Raw genomic sequence first — 19,219 nt, forward strand, 5'->3', positions numbered from 1 at the left:
CCGGCCATGATCAGGCAGGCAGTCCTTGCTGTCGCGATATCCATGACGTCAATGCTCCTGTCCGGCCCGTTAGCGGCCGGGCAGGAAGCAATCCCTTCCGGCTACAGGGTAAAACCTTCCGACGTAGCGATCCCTGCGGATGCGAAGCTTGGCGAATATCAACGGACCACCCGTCCGTTCGAGAACTGGACGCTGATCTGCGACGAGAACCTGAAGGCGCGCCAAAAGGTCTGCAATGTCACCCAGATCATCGAGGACCAGGCAGGACAGGTTGCGTTCAGCTGGTCGCTTGCCGCCACCAAGGAAGGCAACCCCTACATGATCTTGCGCGCCCCGCCGATCGCCAAGAGCGACGCTCCTGTCTCGCTGACGTTCGAGGGGCGCAAGGAGCCGATAAAAATTCAACTCGACGGATGCAATCAGGCCGTCTGCGTCGGCATGCTGCCGGTTGGTCCGATCATGCGCGAACAGATTTCGAAGGCCGCGGCATCCGTCATCTCCTTCCCGACCACGGATGGCAGAACGATCAACGTAACCGCGACCCTCAAGGGCTTGGCCGCGGCCGTTGCGGCGATCAATTGACGAGGCAATCGCGATGAACCAGCAATCGATCCATGACCGGATAATGTCCCGCAACCAGGGAAAGGATGCTGTCCGGGTCGGCATCGAAGACCGGAGCAGACCGCAACGAAACCGCGCGAGGACCGCTGTCTTCTCGTTGCTCGCCATTGCCGTCGTCGCCACGTCCGGCTTCGCGGCCATGCGCTACGACCTGCTCCACAATTTATTGCCGCAGCCGGCGGTCGCGGAGACCAACCAGCCCAATCCGGCCCTGGCCGAGACACCATTTCTGCAACACGCCAAAGAGGCAGGCTTGCAGTCTTGTTCCAACATTTTCCCAGCCCTTGGGCAGATGCTGACAACCGGCACGACGTACAGCGTCCAGTCGATCTGGAACAACGAGGCCCCCGACAAACACCTCGTGGAAGCCCTGGTCGGCATGAACTACGCCACACAGGGCTACAGCGGCCCGGCGGCAGGCCTGGTGTTCGCGGCACCCACCGCATCCGTTTGCGAAGGTACGATGGTCAGGGTGGCGCCATTCGCGGCCAATTGCGCCGATGTTCCGGCCCTGCTTCCGAAAGACAGCAAGCTTGCCAACAATCTTGGACAAATCAGCGTCTATGAACTGGCCAATGGAGGGGGCAACGCGATGCTGCTGCCAACCGGCAACAGCTGCGTCGTCATTTCCGTGGCCTCGGCAGCAGGTAAACAAGGAGGCGTACAATGAGGGTGAATTCCGCCATTGCGGCGATCGGTATGCTGTTGCTTTGCGCCGGACGGCTGGGCGCGGCGGACCTCGCCCCGGCGGCGGACGTGCCCGAGCCGCCGGCCCAGGAGGAGAGAGGCATCTGGGCGGCGATCGCCTATTCGAGCCCCGACGAGAAGCACGGCTTCTTTTGGGGCGCCGACAAGCGGCAGGAGGCGATGGACATCGCGCTGAAGCATTGCCAGAACGCCGGCGGCGGCAGCTGCGCCGTGGTCAGCGTATTCCGCAATCATCGCCATTGGGACGATGACGACAATACCGGCTTTCCCTACAAGCATTGCGGCGCCCTCGCCGTAGGCGAGAAGCCGGAAGGGCGGCTGACCAGTTGGGGCGCCGAGACGGCGCAAACACGCCGGGATGCCGAAGACCTGACACTGCAGGCGTGCGAGCGGAACGGACAAAAATGCAAGATCCGCGAGTGGGTGTGCACATGACGCATCAGAGCGAAGCAGCGGAACGCCAATCGAGGCGCATGTTTGCACTCAGTGTAGCGCCGTGCTCAAGCGGGGTCAGCCCTTTGCCGTGATGCGCATCGACGGTATGCGACACCGGCTCGAAGCAGAAGAAATCGGCATCCTGCGACGGCGAATAGAGGATGAAGACGTCGAGCAATGGCGAGGCGGTGAGCGAGATGGCGATCCTGTCCTCGGGCCGGGTGATCCTGGCGCGGCGGTCCCAGCCGTCGAAGGCGTTGTTGACCCAGCTTCGCGGCAACAGGGAGGCGTTCGAGAAATTCCACGCGGGGTAATCGGCCACCGGCGCCACGCCGACCGGCAGATGATGCTTGTCCTCCAGCCAGACCCGCGCCGCCTTCGCCTCGAGCGTCGTTCCGGCGCTGCGCGGGAACCACGGATGAAAGCCGAGCCCGTAAGGCAGGCGAATGCCGGTGCGATTCTCCACCGTGAGCGTGGCATCCAAGGCCCCGTCATGCAGCGCATAGGCGACCCGCGCCGTATATCGGTAGGGGCCGATTTCACCGGCGTCGAGGACCAGTTCTGCCTCGGTGGCGCTGTGGCTGGCAATCCGCCACTCCCTCTGGAAGCCGTCGCCATGGATTGGAAAGGCCTCCCCCGGCACGTTCGGCTCGATCGCATGGAAGCGGCCGTCGAAGGCGAAACCGCCGCCTGAGATGCGGTTCGACCAGGGAACCAGAAGCTGGCAGCCGGAGGCGCCGGTGCCATCGTCGGGGCGGAGCAGCGGCACCGTTGCGCCGCCGACCAGTGCATCGAAGCGGGCGATCGCCGCGCCCTTTTGCGGCGCCAGGACCAGACGGGCGCGGTCGTCGCGCAGTTCCAGGAGGCCGGCCATCCCTTACCAACCGCCGTCGATGGCGATGTTCTGGCCGCTGATCATGTCCGAGGTGGGCTGGCCGACACTTTTACCGCCCCCTGGACAGGCTGCCCAGAATCCCGCGCACGATCGCGCGGCCGACCGACGAGCCGACCGAGCGCACCACCGCTTTGATCGCGGCTTCGGCCACCGTCTGGCGGTTGGACGGCCGTGGTGCAGGGGCGCGGCGACCGCCTGATTGCTGCGGCGGCGGATCGTCATTGCCGAAGCCCGGAATGGTCCAGCGCGAGCGCCCGCTGTCGGCCTGCTGCGCCTGCTCGTCCTGCGCATCCCTGGCTTTCTTCTGCAGCATCTCGAAGGCCGATTCGCGGTCGATGGTCTGGTCGTACTGGCCGGCGACCGGGCTCTGGTCGATCAGCTTGCGGCGCTCGTCCGCTGTGATCGGGCCAAGCCTAGACGATGGCGGCCGGATCAATGTCCGCTGCACCATGGACGGCACGCCCTTGACCTCCAGCGTCGAGACCAGCGCCTCGCCGGTGCCGAGCTGGGTGATGGCGGTGGCGCAGTCGAAATCGGGATTGGGCCGGAAGGTGTCGGCGGCGGTCTTGACCGCCTGCTGCTCACGCGGCGTATAGGCGCGCAGCGCGTGCTGCACACGGTTGCCGAGCTGGGCGAGAACCTTTTCAGGGATGTCCAAAGGGTTCTGCGTGACGAAATAGACACCGACGCCTTTCGAACGGATCAAGCGAACCACCTGCTCGACGCGGTCGATCAGCACCTTCGGCGCATCGTCGAAAAGCAGATGCGCCTCGTCGAAGAAGAACACCAGCTTCGGCCTTTCGGGATCGCCGACCTCGGGCAATTCCTCGAACAGCTCCGACATCAGCCAGAGCAGGAAGGTGGCGTAGAGCCTGGGGTTCATCATCAATCTGTCGGCAGCGAGCACGCTGATGGCGCCGCGGCCGTCGCGGGTGGTGCGCATGATGTCGGCGATGCGCAAAGCCGGTTCGCCGAAGAAATGCGCCGCGCCCTGCTGTTCCAGCACCAGAAGCGTGCGCTGGATTGCGCCGACCGACGGCTTGGTGACATTGCCGTAGCGCGAGCTGATCTCGTCGGCGCGCGCTGCGATGTTGGCCAGCAGTGCTTGCAGATCCTTCATGTCGAGCAGCAGCAGGCCATCCTCATCGGCGATGCGGAAGGCGATGTTCATGATGCCTTCCTGCGCTTCGGAGAGGTTCATCAGCCGCGACAGAAGCAGCGGCCCCATTTCCGAGACGGTGGCGCGGATCGGATGGCCCTGCTCGCCGAACAGGTCCCAGAAGATGACCGGGAATTCCTGGAAGTCGTAAGGGTCGAGCTTGACCTGCTCGGCCCGCTTGACCAGGAAATCCTGCGCCTTGCCCATCATGGCAATGCCGGACAGGTCGCCCTTGATATCGGCGCAGAACACAGGCACGCCGGCATTGGAAAACCCCTCGGCCAGGATCTGCAGGCTGACTGTCTTGCCGGTGCCGGTGGCGCCGGTGATCAGGCCATGGCGGTTCCCATATTGCAGCAAGAGCTGTTCGGCGCGCTGATAGCTGTCGTCGGGCTTGCGGCTGGCGCCGAGGAAAATGCTGGTGTCGTCAGCCATATGACCATGTCTCCGCAAACTGATGTGTTAAAAGCCTGTGGCCGTGCCGCAGGGTATAGTCAGGCCATTGCGCAGCGACAATGCTATTCTCCAATTGGGCTATCCATCCAGTTGGCTATTCATCCAGATTGGGCCAATCGTCTAAATTGAACCAATCCTCCAAATCGGTTTTTGGAACTTGCGGATTTTGCCGCTGTTTGGCAATCGTTCCATGGTTCGTCCACGCAGGCTGCCCTATGTCAGGGAAGCGAATCCCAACCGCGCAAGCGCATTGCATTGCGATATCTGGCAGGGAACCGTAGACTGGACGGCTGACGCTGGTGCGGCCGCATAAAAACGAGGAACATGGATGGGCGCCGGAGCCTTGACCAGGAGCATCGAACCCGCTGACGTCGAGCGCCAGCGTTGGCTGGCCTTGGCCGAAAAGGCGCTCGCCGGCGCCTCCTTCGAGGAAAAACTGGTCTCGCATACCGACGATCAGATTCGCATCGAACCGCTCTACGATCGCGCCGCCGGCGCCGAGCCGCTTGTGCGCGCCAACCCCAAATTGCCCTGGATCGTCAGCCAGCGCATTGACGATCCCGATATCGGCCGCGCCAAGGCGCAGGCCCTGGACGATGTGGCACAAGGCGCGACGGGATTGTCGCTTGTCTTCGAGGGTGCTCCGAATGCGTTCGGCTATGGCCTGCCAAGGACGGCGCAGGCGCTGGAAACGGTGCTGGATGGCGTACCGCTCAACCGCACGCAGATCCGCATCGACGCCCATCCCTGGAGCCGTGCCGTCGCCGACTGGCTGGTGGCGTTCCTGAGCAAGCGCCGCTCCGACCCGGCAAAGCTGAACCTCTCCTTCGGCATCGACCCGGCGGCAATCTTTGCCGGAACCGGCCGGCTGCGAATGTCGATCGAGGCGTTGCAGGCATCGATGCCGCAATCGCTGGCGCATTTCTTCTCGCTGGGCGTGCCGGGTGTGCTGCTGGAGGCCGACGGGCGGGTGTTCCACAATGCCGGCGCCACGGAGGCGCAGGAACTCGGCACCATGCTCGCTTCCGCCGTGTCCTACCTCAGGATGTTCGAGGATGCGCGCCAGCCGCTTGTCTATGCCGCTCCCCATATCGGCTTTGCGCTGAGCGTCGACCAGAACCAGTTCCTGTCCATGGCCAAGGTCCGGGCCTTGCGCAGGCTGTGGGCGCGCATCCAGGAAACCTGTTCCATCCCGGCATCGACAGCCAACATCCATGCCGAGACGTCGTTCCGCATGATGACGGCGGCGGATCCCGAAACCAACATCCTGCGCACCACCATCGCCAGCTTTGCAGCGGCAGCAGGCGGCGCGGACTCGATCTCCATCCTGGCACACACCATCGCCCTCGGGCTGCCGGCCGGCTTTGCCCGCCGCATCGCCCGCAATGCGCAGTTGATCATGGCCAATGAAAGCCATATCGACCATGTCGCCGACCCAGCATTTGGGTCGGGCGCAGTCGAGGCGCTGACCCTGGGCCTGTGCGAAGCGGCGTGGGAAGAGTTCCAGCGGATCGAAGCGGAAGGCGGCGTTCTGGCAAGCCTGCAGCAAGGGCATATCCAGAAGCGCGTGAAGGCAGCATCCGAGCGCCGCGCCGAGGCCTACCGGTCGGGTGAACGGGCAATCATCGGCACCACGCTTTACCCGCTGAAAAACGATGCCCCGGTCGAGACGCTGGCGGCTGAGCGGCGGCCGCCTTTCACAGAGGGCGTGGCGGTGTGCGAGGCGCTGTTTCCGGTCCGCATCGACCAGGCAATCGGAGCCGCACAGTGATCCCGGATTTCAGCCACATTGGCTGGTCGGCGCCACGGCGCGCGCCGGTCGAGGTCAAGGGCCAGCGGCTGACGCCGGAAGGCATCGCCGTCAAGCATCTCTACGGCCAGGGCGATCTCAAGGGGCTGCCGCATCTCGACACCTATCCGGGAATGCCGCCCTTCGTGCGCGGTCCCTACCCGACCATGTATGTCCAGCAGCCGTGGACGATCCGGCAATATGCCGGCTTCTCGACGGCCGAGGAATCCAACGCCTTCTACCGGCGCAATCTCGCCGCCGGCCAAAAGGGCCTTTCGGTCGCTTTCGATCTGCCCACACATCGCGGCTATGACAGCGACCATCCGCGTGTATCAGGCGATGTCGGCATGGCGGGCGTGGCCATCGATTCCATCCTCGACATGCGGCAATTGTTCGACGGCATCCCGCTCGACGAAATGACGGTGTCGATGACCATGAATGGCGCGGTGCTGCCGATCATGGCGCTCTATATCGTCGCGGCCGAAGAACAGGGCGTCGCGCAGAAGGATCTCGCCGGCACCATTCAGAACGACATTCTGAAGGAGTTCATGGTCCGCAACACCTACATCTATCCGCCGAAGCCCTCGATGCGGATCGTGTCTGACATCTTCTCCTATACCTCCCAGCACATGCCGAAGTTCAATTCGATCTCGATCTCCGGCTATCACATGCAGGAGGCCGGCGCGACCGCGGACCTGGAGCTCGCCTACACCATCGCCGACGGCATCGAATATGCCCGCGCCGGCGTCGCCGCCGGGCTCGATATCGACCGTTTCGCCCCGCGGCTTTCCTTCTTCTGGGCGGTCGGCATGAACTTCTTCATGGAGATCGCCAAGCTCCGCGCGGCGCGCCTGCTGTGGGCGACCCTGATGCAGAAGAATTTTGCACCGAAGGATGAACGCTCGCTGTCGCTGCGCACCCATTGCCAGACCTCCGGCTGGTCGCTGACGGCGCAGGACCCCTACAACAACATCACCCGCACCATGATCGAGGCGATGGCGGCGACGCAGGGACATACCCAGTCGCTGCACACCAACTCGTTCGACGAGGCGATGGCGCTGCCGACCGACCACTCGGCCCGCATCGCCCGCAACACGCAGCTGATCCTGCAAAAGGAATCCGGCACCACCCGCATCATCGATCCGTGGGGCGGCTCGGCCTATATCGAACGGCTGACGCACGATCTGGCGGCGCGTGCGCTCGCCCATATCGAAGAGGTCGAGGCGCTTGGCGGCATGGCGGCGGCAACCGAACAGGGCATTCCAAAACTGCGCATCGAGGAAGCGGCGGCGCGCACGCAGGCGCGTATCGATTCCGGCGAGCAGATACTGGTTGGCGTAAACGCGCATCGCCCCGAGAACGACATCGACGTCGACGTGCTGAAGATCGACAATGCCGAGGTCAAGGCCCGGCAATTGTCGAAGCTGCAGAACCTGAAAGGCACGCGCAATGTCGGCGCGGTCGAGAGCGCGCTCGATGCGCTGACCCGCGCTGCGCAGGGTAACGAAAACCTGCTGGAATTTGCCATCCGCGCCGCGCGCGCCAATGCCACGGTCGGCGAGATCTCGCTGGCGCTCGAAAAGGTCTTTGGCCGTCACGTCCCCTCGGTGCAAACGATCTCCGGCGTTTATCGCAATGCGCTTGGCGACAATCTGACGGTCGACCGATTGCTGGAGAAGCTCGAAGCTTTCGAGAAGAAGTCCGGCGGCAAGCCGCGCATCCTGGTCGCAAAGATGGGACAGGACGGCCACGACCGTGGCCAGAAGGTGATCGCCACGGCCTTCGCCGATCTCGGCTTCGACGTCACGGTCGGCGCGATGTTCCAGACACCCGACGAGATCGCCAGGCTGGCGGTGGCGCAGGACGTCCATGTCATCGGCGCCTCATCGCTGGCGGCGGGGCACCTGACGCTGATCCCCGAACTACGCGACGCGCTGAAGAAGCTCGGCCGCAGCGACATGCTGATCGTCGCCGGCGGCGTCATCCCGCCGCAGGATTACGGCGCAATGCTGGAAGCGGGTGCCGCGGAAATCTTCCCGCCAGGGACGGTTATCCCGGAGGCTGCGGATCGGTTGCTGGACCGGCTGCTGGCGGGCTGATTGAAACAGTTGCACTGCTTATCAAAGTTGCGTTACAATATCGGGCGCAACCTATGGTATAGCTATGAACACCATCATTCACGGACTTGAGGACGGATCGGGCGTTGTAATCCTGCCGCGGGAAACGCTCGACAGCTTGGGCCTGCAGGTGGGCGATGAACTCCAGATCATCGAAACCGACGACGGCATCATCCTAAGGCCGGTGCCGTGTGACGACGTCGAACGGCAAATGCTTGCTGCTCGCGGTGTCATGGACAAGTATGAGCCCGCGTTGCGAAAGCTGGCTGTGCAAATAGGGTGAGCTGGCGTCAGGCGTCCGACAGCTTGACGATTTCCCATTCCTTGCCGTTGACGCTTGCGACGTCGCCGACCTTCTTGCCGAACAGCGCCACGGCCATTGGCGAGACGTGTGAGATGCTGCCCTTTGAGGGGTCGGCCTCGTCCTCGCCGACGATCTTCCAGTGCACTTTCTTGCCGTCATCGCTTTCCAGCGTGACACCCATGCCGAAGCGCACCTGGTCGCTGCCCGGTTCCGGCACGGAAAGCTCGGCGCTTTCGCGGCGCGCTGTCCAGTAGCGCAGGTCGCGCGAGACGACGGCAATGCGCTCGCGATCGGCTTTTCGCTCGGCTTTCGCCAAAATGTCGCGCAGATCGGCCAGATTGTCCTCGATCATCGCCAGGCCGCGCTCCGTCACCAGATTGCGGTGTTGGCTGATCGGCCGCTCGCCGATGCCGGCAATGGCGTTTTCGCTGTCTTCCTCGCGGGTGAAAGCCCTGCTCATCGGATAAACTTAGGCCCGCTTCCGTGACTGCACAAGCCACTTGGCGGACCCGGTCATTGGTCGGACTATCGCCGAGCGGAGACCTATGCGGCTGGCCCAATTCCTGCGAAGAACCATTTCATCGCAGGGATCTGTGCCGATGTTGAACAGACGAACGCTTCTCAAGGGGACTGTCGGCTTTGCGGTGCTCGGCGTTTCGCTGGACAACGCCTTGGCGAAGACGGCAGCGCTTGGCTCGATCAATGCCGCCGAGCTTGGCGTGGAGCCGGACGCACCGGACGACCAGAGCAGGGCCTTCGCCAGGATGCTAGCCGAGGCAAGCCAGCGCAATGCGCCGGTGTTCCTGCCGCCGGGCACCTATGTCGTGTCCAACCTGACCCTGCCCGCCCGCGTCAGGCTTTCGGGCGTGCCGGGCGCCTCGCGCATCCTCTATGGCGGCAATGGCCATTTGCTGACGGCCGAACAGGCCGAGCATATAGAGTTCACCGCATTGGTCTTCGACGGCGCCAACGGCGGGTTGGCCGACGATGCGCAAGGCCTGCTCGACCTGCGCCGCGTCGCCCATCTCGTCATCGACAATTGCACGATCACCGGCAGCGGCAAGCATGGGCTGGCGCTGGAGCATGCGTCGGGCCGCATCGAGCGGTCCGAGATTTCGGGGGCTGCGGACGCCGGCATCTACTCCGTCGAGGCCGCTGGCCTGGCGATATCCGACAACACCGTATCCGACTGTGGCAATGGCGGCATTCTTGTGCATCGCTGGCAGCAGGCCGAGGACGGCACGATCGTCAGCGGCAACCGCGTGCAGCGGATAGGCGCGCGCAGCGGCGGCACCGGGCAGAACGGCAATGGCATCAACGCATTCCGTGCCGGCAATGTCTCCGTCACCGGCAACATCGTCTCGGACTGCGCCTTCTCGGCGATCCGCGCCAACAGTTCAAGCAATCTGCAGATGACCGGGAACACCTGCTCGCGGTCGGGCGAAACCGCGCTCTATTCCGAATTCTCCTTCGAAGGCGCCATCATCGGCAACAACATCGTCGATGGTGCCGCTAACGGCATCTCGATCGTCAATTTCAACGAGGGCGGCCGTATGGGTGTCTGCTCGAACAACATCGTGCGCAACCTCTCGACCACCGGCCCCTACCCCGCCGACGCGCCGGGCTTCGGCGTCGGTATCAGCGTCGAGGCCGACACCACCGTCTCGGGCAATGTCATCGAGAACGCGCCGCTCTACGGCATGCAGATCGGCTGGGGCGCCTATATGCGCAATGTTGTGGCGACGGGAAACATCATTCGTCAGGCCGGAACCGGCATCGCCGTCACTGTGGTCGAAGGCGCTGGGAACGCCATCATCTCCGACAACGTCATCGACGGCGCCAAGAACGGCGCCATCATCGGCCAGCGCTGGGCCGAACGGGCGACCGGCGACCTCGCGCGGTCGAGCGATAGCGGCTATGCGCACCTGACGGTCGAGCGAAACAGGGTCAGCTGAGCGTCGTCGTCGGCCGCAGCGAGCCGACCTTGGCGCCGATGCGGCTTTCTATCGGCGGATTGGTCTGTTCCAGAAGGTTGGCCGCCAGCACGGCGTCGGCGCTGAGAAGTTTTGCCAGCACAGCAGCAATCATCACCTCGGCGGCGCGGCCGGCGCCGTCATCACATTTTAGCGCGATGCCGAGGCCAAGCTCCGGGACGGCGGCGCAATAGACGCCCTCGGCGCCCGTCTTGACGAAGATGCGGCCGGGCGCGGCCTGCATCAGCGCCACATCGGCCTTGCCGGTGCCGGCGACCAGGAAAGGCTCGGCCATGCAGGCAGACAGCAGGCGTTTGGCCGCCTTGGCACGCTCAGGGCCAAAGCTCCTGCCCGTAGCCATGCGGGCAAAGCCAAGGGCAAGACTTTTCAGCGGCACGGCATAGGTGGGGATCGAGCAGCCATCGGTTGCCCGGTGATCCGCATCGTGGGCAGCGCCGGTCACCGCCTGCATGGCATCGCGCACCATCTCCTGCAAACCATGGCCTGCCTTGACGTAGCCTTGGTGGGCAATCCCTGAGTGCACGCAGGTGCAGAGAAATCCGGAATGCTTGCCCGAGCAATTGTTGTGCAGTGCGTTCGGCGAGACGCCTGTGCGGGCCAGTGCGATCGTCGCGTCGTGGCTCGACGGCCAATGCGCGCCGCATTCCAGCGCCGACTTGTCGAGGTCAGCCTTGGCCAGCATCGCCTGCGCCAGTTCGACATGCGCGGGTTCGCCTGAATGTGAAGCGCAGGCCAGCGCCAGTTCGCGGTCGCCGAAGCCATAGGCATCGGCGGCACCCGTTTCGACCAGCGGCAGCGCCTGGATCGCCTTGACCGCCGAGCGCGGAAACACCGGCCGCGCCGTATCGCCGATCTCCAGGACAGGCTTGCCGTCACCGTCGAAGATTGCGACAGCGCCGCGATGGGCGCTCTCGACGATCGCGCCGCGCAAGACTTCGACCAGAACCGGATTTGTCATCACCACCCCGAAATATACGGGCCGCTTCTACCTGATCCGGTCGAGGATGGAAACGTAGTTGGCGACGGCAGCGCCACCCATGTTGAAGATGCCGCCAAGCTTTGCGTCCGGCACCTGGATGCCGTCTGCTTCGCCGGTCAACTGCATGGCGGTCAGCACATGCATCGACACACCGGTGGCGCCGATCGGATGGCCCTTGGCCTTCAGCCCGCCCGAAGGATTGACCGGGAGCCTGCCGTCTTTTGCCGTCGTGCCGTCCAGCGCCAGCCTGGCGCCCTCGCCCGGCTTGGCCAGGCCCATCGCCTCATATTCGATGAGTTCGGCAATGGTGAAGCAGTCATGCGTCTCGACGAAGGAGAGGTCGTCGAGCGTCACGCCGGCCTTCTTCAAAGCCTGGTTCCAGGCCTGCTCGCAGCCTTCGAAAGACAGGATGTCACGCTTCGACATCGGCAGGAAATCCTGGACATGCTCGTTGGCGCGGAAGGCGACGGCGCGGCGCATCTTCAGCGCCGTCGAGGTGTCGGTGAGCACAAGAGCGGCGGCGCCATCGGAAACCAGGGAGCAATCGGTGCGCTTCAGCGGACCGGCGACGAAGGGGTTCTTCTCGCTTTCCTGGCGGCAGAATTCGTAACCGAAATCCTTGCGGATCTGCGCGTACGGATTGTCGACGCCGTTCTTGTGGTTCTTGGCGGCGATCATCGCCAGCGCGTCCGACTGGTCGCCATAACGCTGGAAATAGGCCTGCGCGATCTTGCCGAAGACGCCGGCGAAACCGGCCGGCGTGTCGCCCTCCTCCGGCAGATAGGAAGCCTTGAGCAGGTTCTTGCCGATCTCGGGGCCGGGGGTCGTCGTCATCTGCTCGGCACCGACCACCAGCACGATGCGGGCGGCATTGGCGTCGATGGCGCGGATGCCTTGGCGGACCGCTGCCGAACCCGTGGCGCAGGCGTTCTCGACCCGCGTCGCCGGCTTGAAGCGCAGCCGGTCATCGGCCTGCAGCACCAGGCTGGCGGTAAAATCCTGAGGGGAGAAGCCGGCGTTGAAATGGCCGAGCACGATCTCGTCGACCTCGTCCGGGCCAATGCCGGCATGGTCGAGCGCGTCGACCGCGACCTTTGTGATCAGGCCCTCGAGCGTCTCGGCTTCAAGCTTGCCGAAGCGCGAATGCGCCCAGCCGACGATGCATGCGGTCATGGCAACCTCCGTTCGCCGCAAGCCTAACATGTCATAGCGCGGCATCAGCCTCTAATATTGTTCAACAGTGAACCGTTTTCCAGTCCAAGGGATGGGCCAGAGCGACACGATCGGTTGATCCGAGCGCGAGTTTTTTATTGATTGATCCGTCAATAAAAAATAATCTCGGTTTTGATCTGGATCTCCCCAATGCCGAAAGTCGGAATGGAACCGTTGCGCCGCAAGGCGCTCATCGACGCGACGATCTCGGCGATCGGCGAGCGCGGCTCGCTTGATGTGACTATGTCGGAGATCGCCGGACGGGCGGGCGTGTCGTCGGCCCTTGCCCACCACTATTTCGGCGCCAAGGACGAACTGCTGCTGGCGACGATGCGGCACATACTGGCCGAGCTGACCATCGACATGCGGCGCGCCCTGCAATCCACCGGCTCGCCGCGCGAACGCGTCTCGGCGGTGGTCGCCGTCAACTTCTCCGACATCCAGTTCCGGCCGGAAACCATCGCGGCCTGGCTCGCCTTTTATGTCGAGGCACAGAAATCATCGGCCCTGCGCAGGCTGCTCAGGGTCTATGCGCGGCGGCTGCACTCGAACCTGATGAGCGGACTGACCGGCATACTGCCGCGCAACGAGGCCGACCGCGCGGCGGAAGCGGTCGCGGCGATGATCGACGGGCTGTACATCAGGCGCGCGCTGAAGGACGGCGTGCCGGATGCTCAAACCGCGATCGCGCTGGTCGAAGATTATCTCGAAATCAAACTCGGCGGGCGACAGACACAGTGACAGCCTCAGTGATATCAAGGCGACCCAACATCCTGATCGTCATGGTCGATCAGCTCAACGGCACGCTGTTTGCGGACGGGCCGGCGGACTTCCTGCATGTGCCGCATCTCAAGGCGCTGGCCGCACGCTCGGCGCGCTTCGGCAACAACTACACGGCCTCGCCGCTTTGCGCGCCGGGCCGCGCCGCCTTCATGAGCGGGCAATTGCCGTCGCGCACCCAGGTCTATGACAACGCCGCCGAATTCGCTTCCTCGATCCCGACCTATGCGCATCATCTGCGCAGCGCCGGCTACTACACCTGCCTGTCGGGCAAGATGCATTTCGTCGGGCCGGACCAGTTGCACGGTTTCGAGGAGCGGCTGACCACCGACATCTATCCCGCCGATTTCGGCTGGACGCCGGATTACCGCAAGCCCGGCGAGCGCATCGACTGGTGGTATCACAATCTGGGCTCGGTCACCGGCGCCGGCGTTGCCGAGATCACCAACCAGATGGAGTATGACGACGAGGTCGCCTTCCACGCGGTGCAAAAACTCTACGATCTTGCCCGCACCTCCGACGATGCGGCGAGCCGGCCCTGGTGCCTGACGGTTTCCTTCACCCATCCGCACGACCCCTATGTCGCTCGGCGGCAATATTGGGATCTCTATGAAGACTGTCCGGCGCTTGAACCGGAGGTGGGATTCATCCCCAATGCGGATCAGGATCCGCATTCGCAGCGGCTCTACCGGGCCAGCGACTACGACAGTTTCAACATCACACCGGAGCAGATCCGCCGCTCGCGGCGCGGCTACTACGCCAACATCTCCTATCTCGACGACAAGGTCGGCGACCTGATGTCGGTGCTGGAACGCACGCGCATGCTGGACGACACGGTCGTCCTGTTCTGCTCCGACCATGGCGACATGCTTGGCGAGCGCGGCCTGTGGTTCAAAATGAACTTCTTCGAAGGTTCGGCGCGGGTGCCGCTGATGATCGCCGGCAAAGGCATTCCTGCCGGGCTGGTCGAGGCGCCGGTCTCCAATCTCGACGTGACGCCGACACTGTGCGACCTCGCCGGCATCGACATCTCCGCGATCGCACCGTGGACCGACGGCCAGTCGCTGCTGCCGCTGCTTGATGGCGAGCCGCGCACCGCGCCGGTGCTGATGGAATATGCCGCCGAGGGCTCCAACGCGCCGTTGGTGGCGATCCGCGACGGCCGCTACAAATTCATCCATTGCGAGATCGACCCGCCGCTTCTGTTCGATCTCGGAGCCGATCCGCAAGAACGCACCAATCTTGCCACCGATCCGGCGCATGCCGATCTGGTGGCGGCCTTCACGGGAGCCGTGCGAGCGCGCTGGGACATGACGGCATTCGATGCCGCGGTGCGCGTCAGCCAGGCGCGGCGCTGGTTGGTTTATCCCGCGCTGCGCAACGGCACGCATTACCCCTGGGAATTCCAGCCACTGCAGAAGGCGTCGGAACGCTACATGCGCAACCACATGAACCTCGACAATCTCGAGGAACAGAAACGCTTTCCGCGAGGCGAATGATGACAATTGTCCCCTCCCTCGAGCACCTCAGACAGGCCTATGCCGTGACGTCGAAGGCGACGCAGATCACGCCTTTGCTGGAATCGACAGCGTTGGCCAAGGAGACGGGTGCGGCCCGCGTCTTCATCAAACCGGAATCGCTGCAATGGGCGGGATCGTTCAAGGTGCGCGGGGCCTATTGGCGGTTGAAGCGGCTGTCGCCGGATGAGGCCAGAAAAGGCGTCGTCGCCTACTCCTCCGGCAATTTCGCGCAAGGGTTGGCGGCTGCCGGCCAGGCGCTCGGCATTCCCGTCACCATCGTCATGCCGATCGACGCGCCGGCCGCCAAGCGCGATGCGACCGCAGGTTATGGCGCGCGCGTCGTGCTGACCGATCATGGCGAGCGCGCCCGTGAAGAGGTCGCAGCCGCCAAGGCCCGCGAGATTGCCGAGACCGAAGGGCTGGCGTTGCTGCATCCATTCGACGATCCGGAGATCGTTGCCGGCCAGGCCGGCGCCGGGCTCGAAGCGCTCGAACAACTCGAGGCAAAGGACGCCAGTGCCGACCTTCTGTTCTGCTCGGTCGGCGGCGGCGGACTGATCGGCGGCATGTCGCTCGCCTTCCACTATCTGTCGCCAGCAACCGAGATCATCGGCGTCGAGCCGGAAGGCTTCAACGGCATGGGTGCATCGCTAGCGCATGGCGCCATCGAGACCATGCCGATCGCGCCAAAATCGATTTGCGACGGGCTGATGTCGCGGCGGCCGGGCGACGCGCCGTTCGCGGCGGTCAAGACCGCTGGCGTGCGCGGCATCACCGTCGACGACCAATCGGTTAGGCGAGCGATGAAGACCGCCTTCGAGCGGATGAAGCTGGTGCTTGAGCCGTCAGGCGCAGCGTCGCTGGCGGCGCTGCTCGGCGGCAAGGTGGATGTGGCGGGTAAAACCGTCCTGGTTGTGGCTACCGGCGGCAATGTCTCTCTCGCCGATTTTATTTCGCATATGAACGATGGGCGCATGTGAACCATGCTTGAAGCAGACTTCGTCATCATCGGCTCCGGCTCGGCCGGCTCGGCCATGGCCTACCGGCTGTCGGAAGACGGCAAGCATTCGGTCATCGTCATCGAGTTCGGCGGCACCGATATCGGGCCGCTGATCCAGATGCCGTCGGCGCTGTCGATCCCGCTCAACATGAGCCTTTACGACTGGGGCTTTGCCAGCGAACCGGAGCCGCATCTCGGCGGCCGCGTGCTGGCGACGCCACGCGGCAAGGTGATCGGCGGCTCGTCCTCGATCAACGGCATGGTCTATGTCAGGGGCCACGCACGCGACTTCGACCACTGGGCCGAACAGGGGGCGGCCGGCTGGGGCTTCGCCGACGTGCTGCCCTATTTCAAACGCATGGAGGACAGTGACGGCGGCGAGGACGGCTGGCGCGGCCACGGCGGCCCGCTGCACGTCCAGCGCGGCCCGCGCAAGAATCCGCTCTACGGCGCCTTTGTCGAGGCCGGCCGCCAAGCCGGGTTCGAACTGACCGACGACTACAATGGTTCGAAGCAGGAAGGCTTCGGGCCGATGGAGCAGACCATACGCGGCGGCCGCCGCTGGTCGGCGGCGTCAGCCTATCTGAAGCCGGCGCTCAAGCGGCAAAATGTCAGCGTGGTCAAAGGCTTCGCCCGCCGGGTGATCATCGAGAATCAGCGTGCCGTCGGAGTCGAGATCGAAGCTCACAAACAGATTCAGGTCGTTAAGGCACGACGTGAGGTGATCGTCGCCGCATCGTCGATCAATTCGCCCAAGATCCTGATGCTGTCGGGCATCGGCCCGGCCGCGCATCTCACGGAGAACGGCATCCAGGTCGTGGCCGACCGGCCCGGTGTCGGCCGCAATCTGCAGGATCATATGGAGCTCTACATCCAGCAGGAATCGACCCAGCCGATCACGCTGAATTCGGTTCTCAACCCATTCTCCAAGGCGCTGATCGGGGCGCAGTGGCTGTTCTTCAAGACCGGCCTCGGCGCCACCAACCATTTCGAGGCCGCGGCCTTCGTGCGCTCGCGGGCCGGCGTCGACTACCCCGACATCCAGTATCACTTCATCCCGGCTGCGGTGCGCTATGACGGCAAGGCGGCGGCGAAGGCGCATGGCTTCCAGGCGCATGTCGGGCCGATGCGGTCGAAGTCGCGCGGTTCGGTGACGCTGCGCTCGCCCGACCCGAAAGCGACGCCGGTCATCCGCTTCAACTACATGTCGCATCCAGACGACTGGACCGAGTTCCGCCACTGCATCCGGCTGACCCGCGAGATCTTCGGCCAGAAGGCTTTTGACGGCTTTCGCGGCAAGGAAATCTCGCCGGGTTCGCACGTCCAGTCGGACGAGGATCTCGACGCCTTCATCCGCGATCATGCCGAGAGTGCCTACCACCCGTGCGGCACCTGCAAGATGGGCCGCGCCGACGACATCATGAGCGTGGTCGATCCGGAGTGCCGGGTCATCGGCGTCGACGGCCTGCGCGTCGCCGACTCCTCGATCTTCCCGCGGGTGACCAACGGCAACCTCAACGCGCCGTCGATCATGACCGGCGAGAAGGCCTCCGACCACATTCTCGGCCGCACGCCACTGGCGCCGTCCAACCAGGAACCCTGGATCAATCCGCGCTGGCAGGTGGCGGATCGATAGGGCATTGTCCGGCGAAGACCATTGGAGAATTCATATGCGCGCCCAGCCAACGGCATCGCACTATGTCAACGGCCGCTACATCGAGGACGAAGGCGGCGCGCCGCTGCCGGTGATCTATCCGGCGACCGGTGAGGTCATCGCCACTTTGCATTCGGCGACTCCGAACGTGCTGGAGCTCGCCATCGAAGCCGCCCGCGCCGCGCAGCCTGCCTGGGCGCGGATGAAGCCGGTCGAGCGTGGCCGCATCCTGCGCCGCGCCGCCGACATTTTGCGCGCTCGCAACGCCGATCTGGCGCGGATCGAGACGCTCGACACCGGCAAAGCGATCCAGGAGACGCTGGTGGCGGATGCACTATCGGCCGCCGACTGCCTCGAATATTTCGGCGGCGCGGTTGCCGCCTTCAACGGCGAGGCCATCGATCTTGGTGGACCTTTTGCCTATACGCGCCGCGAGGCGCTCGGTGTGTGCGTCGGCATCGGCGCCTGGAACTATCCGATCCAGATCGCCGGCTGGAAATCCGCCCCGGCGCTCGCCATGGGCAACGCCATGGTATTCAAGCCTTCTGAAAACACGCCGCTGTCGGCGCTGGCGCTGGCCGAGATCTACTCAGAGGCGGGCCTGCCCGACGGGCTGTTCAACGTCGTGCAAGGCTATGGCGATGTCGGCGCCGGCCTCGTCGGCCACGATGTCGTTGCCAAGGTTTCGGTGACCGGCTCGGTGCCGACCGGCCGCAAGGTGCTGTCGCTCGCCGGCTCGAAGATGAAGCACGCTACCATGGAGCTCGGCGGCAAGTCGCCGCTGATCGTGTTCGACGATGCCGATCTCGAAAACGCCGTCGGCGGCGCCATGCTCGGCAATTTCTATTCGACCGGGCAGATCTGCTCCAACGGCACGCGCGTCTTCGTGCAGAGCGGCATCCATGACCGCTTCGTCGACCGGCTGGTCGAGCGGACGAAAAAGATCCGCATCGGCGATCCGCTCGATCCTGAGACGCAGATGGGGCCGCTGGTCAACAAGGCGCAGCAGGAGAAGGTCGTTTCCTACATCGCGGCCGGCAGGCAGGATGGAGCAACGCTCGCCTGCGGTGGCAACGTGCCGTCGCTGCAAGGGTTCGATGGCGGCTTCTTTGTCGAGCCAACCGTGTTCACAGGTGTCACCGATACTATGCGCATTGCGCGCGAGGAGATTTTCGGGCCGGTGATGAGCGTGCTGAAGTTCGACGGCGAGGACGAGGTGATCGACCGCGCCAACGACACCGAGTTCGGCCTTGCCGCCGGTGTGTTTACCCGCGACCTGCAGCGCGCGCATCGCGTCATCGCCGAACTGCAAGCGGGCACCTGCTGGATCAACGCCTACAATCTGACGCCGGTGGAAATTCCGTTCGGCGGCGTCAAGCAGTCCGGCATCGGGCGCGAGAATTCGCTGGCGGCGCTGGCGCTCTATTCGCAGCTGAAGGCGGTGTATGTCGAGACCGGGGATGTAGCGAGCCCGTATTGAGGGTTGGTGCGAGGGGCCCCCCCCCCCCCCCCGCCGGGGCAGGGGGGGGGGGGGCCCCCCCGCGCCCCCCACCCCAACCCCAAAAACCCACCCCGCCCACCAAGAACACCAAGACG

General features: G+C 64.3%; 17 protein-coding genes. 12 read left to right on the forward strand and 5 right to left on the reverse strand.

The features are described 5' to 3' along the window. Nucleotides 1-6 precede the first annotated feature (6 nt). From NKI37_RS07070 to NKI37_RS07080, 3 genes are read left to right on the forward strand one after another with little or no spacing between them, the layout of a single operon-like run. Nucleotides 7-582, forward strand: coding sequence for an invasion associated locus B family protein (locus tag NKI37_RS07070; protein ID WP_023670757.1), 576 nt, complete (start codon nt 7-9; stop codon nt 580-582). 13 nt (nt 583-595) lie between these two features. Next, nucleotides 596-1,291 carry a hypothetical protein gene (locus NKI37_RS07075; protein WP_023702210.1) on the forward strand — a complete coding sequence of 232 codons (696 nt, stop codon included), beginning with the start codon at nt 596-598 and terminating at the stop codon, nt 1,289-1,291. Continuing rightward, nucleotides 1,288-1,764 (forward strand): DUF4189 domain-containing protein, encoded by a 477-nt coding sequence (locus NKI37_RS07080; RefSeq protein WP_023687219.1) that lies wholly within the window; start codon nt 1,288-1,290, stop codon nt 1,762-1,764. The genes NKI37_RS07075 and NKI37_RS07080 overlap by 4 nt, the downstream gene beginning before the upstream one ends. Nucleotides 1,765-1,768: 4 nt before the next feature. Here the strand turns inward: NKI37_RS07080 and NKI37_RS07085 are convergent, their stop codons facing one another. Both NKI37_RS07085 and NKI37_RS07090 read right to left on the reverse strand, forming a co-directional pair. Next, on the reverse strand, nt 1,769-2,638 hold the full coding sequence (locus NKI37_RS07085) for an aldose 1-epimerase (protein ID WP_023702211.1): 870 nt from the start codon (nt 2,636-2,638) through the stop codon (nt 1,769-1,771). Between the two features lie 70 nt (nt 2,639-2,708). Then, nucleotides 2,709-4,253 carry a helicase HerA-like C-terminal domain-containing protein gene (locus NKI37_RS07090; protein WP_023702217.1) on the reverse strand — a complete coding sequence of 515 codons (1,545 nt, stop codon included), beginning with the start codon at nt 4,251-4,253 and terminating at the stop codon, nt 2,709-2,711. A gap of 349 nt (nt 4,254-4,602) precedes the next feature. Here NKI37_RS07090 and NKI37_RS07095 point away from each other — a divergent pair, with 349 nt between their 5' ends. The 3 genes from NKI37_RS07095 (at nt 4,603) to NKI37_RS07105 (ending at nt 8,463) form a co-directional block, all read left to right on the forward strand. Beyond that, complete coding sequence (locus NKI37_RS07095; protein ID WP_352788088.1) at nt 4,603-6,045, forward strand: methylmalonyl-CoA mutase subunit beta; 1,443 nt, start codon at nt 4,603-4,605, stop codon at nt 6,043-6,045. After that, a complete protein-coding gene (scpA, locus tag NKI37_RS07100; RefSeq protein WP_352788085.1) occupies nt 6,042-8,162 on the forward strand; it encodes a methylmalonyl-CoA mutase in 2,121 nt (706 codons plus the stop codon). The genes NKI37_RS07095 and scpA overlap by 4 nt, the downstream gene beginning before the upstream one ends. A gap of 64 nt (nt 8,163-8,226) precedes the next feature. After that, nucleotides 8,227-8,463, forward strand: coding sequence for an AbrB/MazE/SpoVT family DNA-binding domain-containing protein (locus NKI37_RS07105; RefSeq protein WP_023754815.1), 237 nt, complete (start codon nt 8,227-8,229; stop codon nt 8,461-8,463). Nucleotides 8,464-8,470: 7 nt separating this feature from the next. Here NKI37_RS07105 and greA read toward each other — a convergent pair whose 3' ends face one another. Further along, complete coding sequence (gene greA / locus NKI37_RS07110) at nt 8,471-8,944, reverse strand: transcription elongation factor GreA (RefSeq protein ID WP_023670749.1); 474 nt, start codon at nt 8,942-8,944, stop codon at nt 8,471-8,473. A gap of 139 nt (nt 8,945-9,083) precedes the next feature. Between greA and NKI37_RS07115 the strand changes: the two genes are divergently transcribed. Next, nucleotides 9,084-10,439 (forward strand): TIGR03808 family TAT-translocated repetitive protein, encoded by a 1,356-nt coding sequence (locus tag NKI37_RS07115; protein ID WP_352788082.1) that lies wholly within the window; start codon nt 9,084-9,086, stop codon nt 10,437-10,439. On the opposite strand, the gene NKI37_RS07120 is transcribed toward NKI37_RS07115, so the two are convergent. After that, nucleotides 10,432-11,436: an asparaginase gene (locus NKI37_RS07120; protein ID WP_023738533.1), complete on the reverse strand. Its 1,005-nt coding sequence runs from the start codon at nt 11,434-11,436 to the stop codon at nt 10,432-10,434. The genes NKI37_RS07115 and NKI37_RS07120 overlap by 8 nt on opposite strands. A 27-nt stretch (nt 11,437-11,463) precedes the next feature. Next, nucleotides 11,464-12,630, reverse strand: a complete 1,167-nt coding sequence (locus NKI37_RS07125) for an acetyl-CoA acetyltransferase (RefSeq protein WP_352514196.1) — start codon at nt 12,628-12,630, stop codon at nt 11,464-11,466. A gap of 189 nt (nt 12,631-12,819) precedes the next feature. On the opposite strand from NKI37_RS07125, the gene betI reads away from it, so the two are divergent. Genes betI through betB form a run of 5 tightly spaced genes read left to right on the forward strand, consistent with a single transcriptional unit; the run spans nt 12,820 to nt 19,103 of the window. Beyond that, nucleotides 12,820-13,410 (forward strand): choline-binding transcriptional repressor BetI, encoded by a 591-nt coding sequence (betI, locus tag NKI37_RS07130; RefSeq protein WP_352788077.1) that lies wholly within the window; start codon nt 12,820-12,822, stop codon nt 13,408-13,410. A gap of 8 nt (nt 13,411-13,418) precedes the next feature. Beyond that, complete coding sequence (betC, locus tag NKI37_RS07135) at nt 13,419-14,948, forward strand: choline-sulfatase (RefSeq protein ID WP_352788075.1); 1,530 nt, start codon at nt 13,419-13,421, stop codon at nt 14,946-14,948. Then, nucleotides 14,945-15,949, forward strand: coding sequence for a threonine/serine dehydratase family protein (locus tag NKI37_RS07140; RefSeq protein WP_352788072.1), 1,005 nt, complete (start codon nt 14,945-14,947; stop codon nt 15,947-15,949). Before betC ends, NKI37_RS07140 begins: the two co-directional genes overlap by 4 nt. 3 nt (nt 15,950-15,952) lie before the next feature. Beyond that, the gene (gene betA / locus NKI37_RS07145; protein ID WP_352788069.1) at nt 15,953-17,605 is read left to right on the forward strand and encodes a choline dehydrogenase; all 1,653 of its coding nucleotides are present in this window, start codon (nt 15,953-15,955) and stop codon (nt 17,603-17,605) included. Between the two features lie 34 nt (nt 17,606-17,639). Beyond that, nucleotides 17,640-19,103 carry a betaine-aldehyde dehydrogenase gene (gene betB, locus NKI37_RS07150; RefSeq protein WP_352788066.1) on the forward strand — a complete coding sequence of 488 codons (1,464 nt, stop codon included), beginning with the start codon at nt 17,640-17,642 and terminating at the stop codon, nt 19,101-19,103. The last annotated feature ends 116 nt before the right edge of the window (nt 19,104-19,219 follow it).

It is taken from the genome of Mesorhizobium sp. M0626 (genome assembly GCF_040320665.1).
In the GTDB taxonomy this organism is placed as follows: domain Bacteria; phylum Pseudomonadota; class Alphaproteobacteria; order Rhizobiales; family Rhizobiaceae; genus Mesorhizobium.

Bases quoted from the DNA above. Each gene is read 5' to 3' on its own strand.
- NKI37_RS07070 (WP_023670757.1), top strand. From the start codon at position 7: ATGATCAGGCAGGCAGTCCTTGCTGTCGCGATATCCATGACGTCAATG.
- NKI37_RS07075 (WP_023702210.1), top strand. From the start codon at position 596: ATGAACCAGCAATCGATCCATGACCGGATAATGTCCCGCAACCAGGGA.
- NKI37_RS07080 (WP_023687219.1), top strand. From the start codon at position 1,288: ATGAGGGTGAATTCCGCCATTGCGGCGATCGGTATGCTGTTGCTTTGC.
- NKI37_RS07085 (WP_023702211.1), bottom strand. From the start codon at position 2,638: ATGGCCGGCCTCCTGGAACTGCGCGACGACCGCGCCCGTCTGGTCCTG.
- NKI37_RS07090 (WP_023702217.1), bottom strand. From the start codon at position 4,253: ATGGCTGACGACACCAGCATTTTCCTCGGCGCCAGCCGCAAGCCCGAC.
- NKI37_RS07095 (WP_352788088.1), top strand. From the start codon at position 4,603: ATGGGCGCCGGAGCCTTGACCAGGAGCATCGAACCCGCTGACGTCGAG.
- NKI37_RS07105 (WP_023754815.1), top strand. From the start codon at position 8,227: ATGAACACCATCATTCACGGACTTGAGGACGGATCGGGCGTTGTAATC.
- greA (WP_023670749.1), bottom strand. From the start codon at position 8,944: ATGAGCAGGGCTTTCACCCGCGAGGAAGACAGCGAAAACGCCATTGCC.
- NKI37_RS07115 (WP_352788082.1), top strand. From the start codon at position 9,084: ATGTTGAACAGACGAACGCTTCTCAAGGGGACTGTCGGCTTTGCGGTG.
- NKI37_RS07120 (WP_023738533.1), bottom strand. From the start codon at position 11,436: ATGACAAATCCGGTTCTGGTCGAAGTCTTGCGCGGCGCGATCGTCGAG.
- NKI37_RS07125 (WP_352514196.1), bottom strand. From the start codon at position 12,630: ATGACCGCATGCATCGTCGGCTGGGCGCATTCGCGCTTCGGCAAGCTT.
- betI (WP_352788077.1), top strand. From the start codon at position 12,820: ATGCCGAAAGTCGGAATGGAACCGTTGCGCCGCAAGGCGCTCATCGAC.
- NKI37_RS07140 (WP_352788072.1), top strand. From the start codon at position 14,945: ATGATGACAATTGTCCCCTCCCTCGAGCACCTCAGACAGGCCTATGCC.
- betA (WP_352788069.1), top strand. From the start codon at position 15,953: ATGCTTGAAGCAGACTTCGTCATCATCGGCTCCGGCTCGGCCGGCTCG.
- betB (WP_352788066.1), top strand. From the start codon at position 17,640: ATGCGCGCCCAGCCAACGGCATCGCACTATGTCAACGGCCGCTACATC.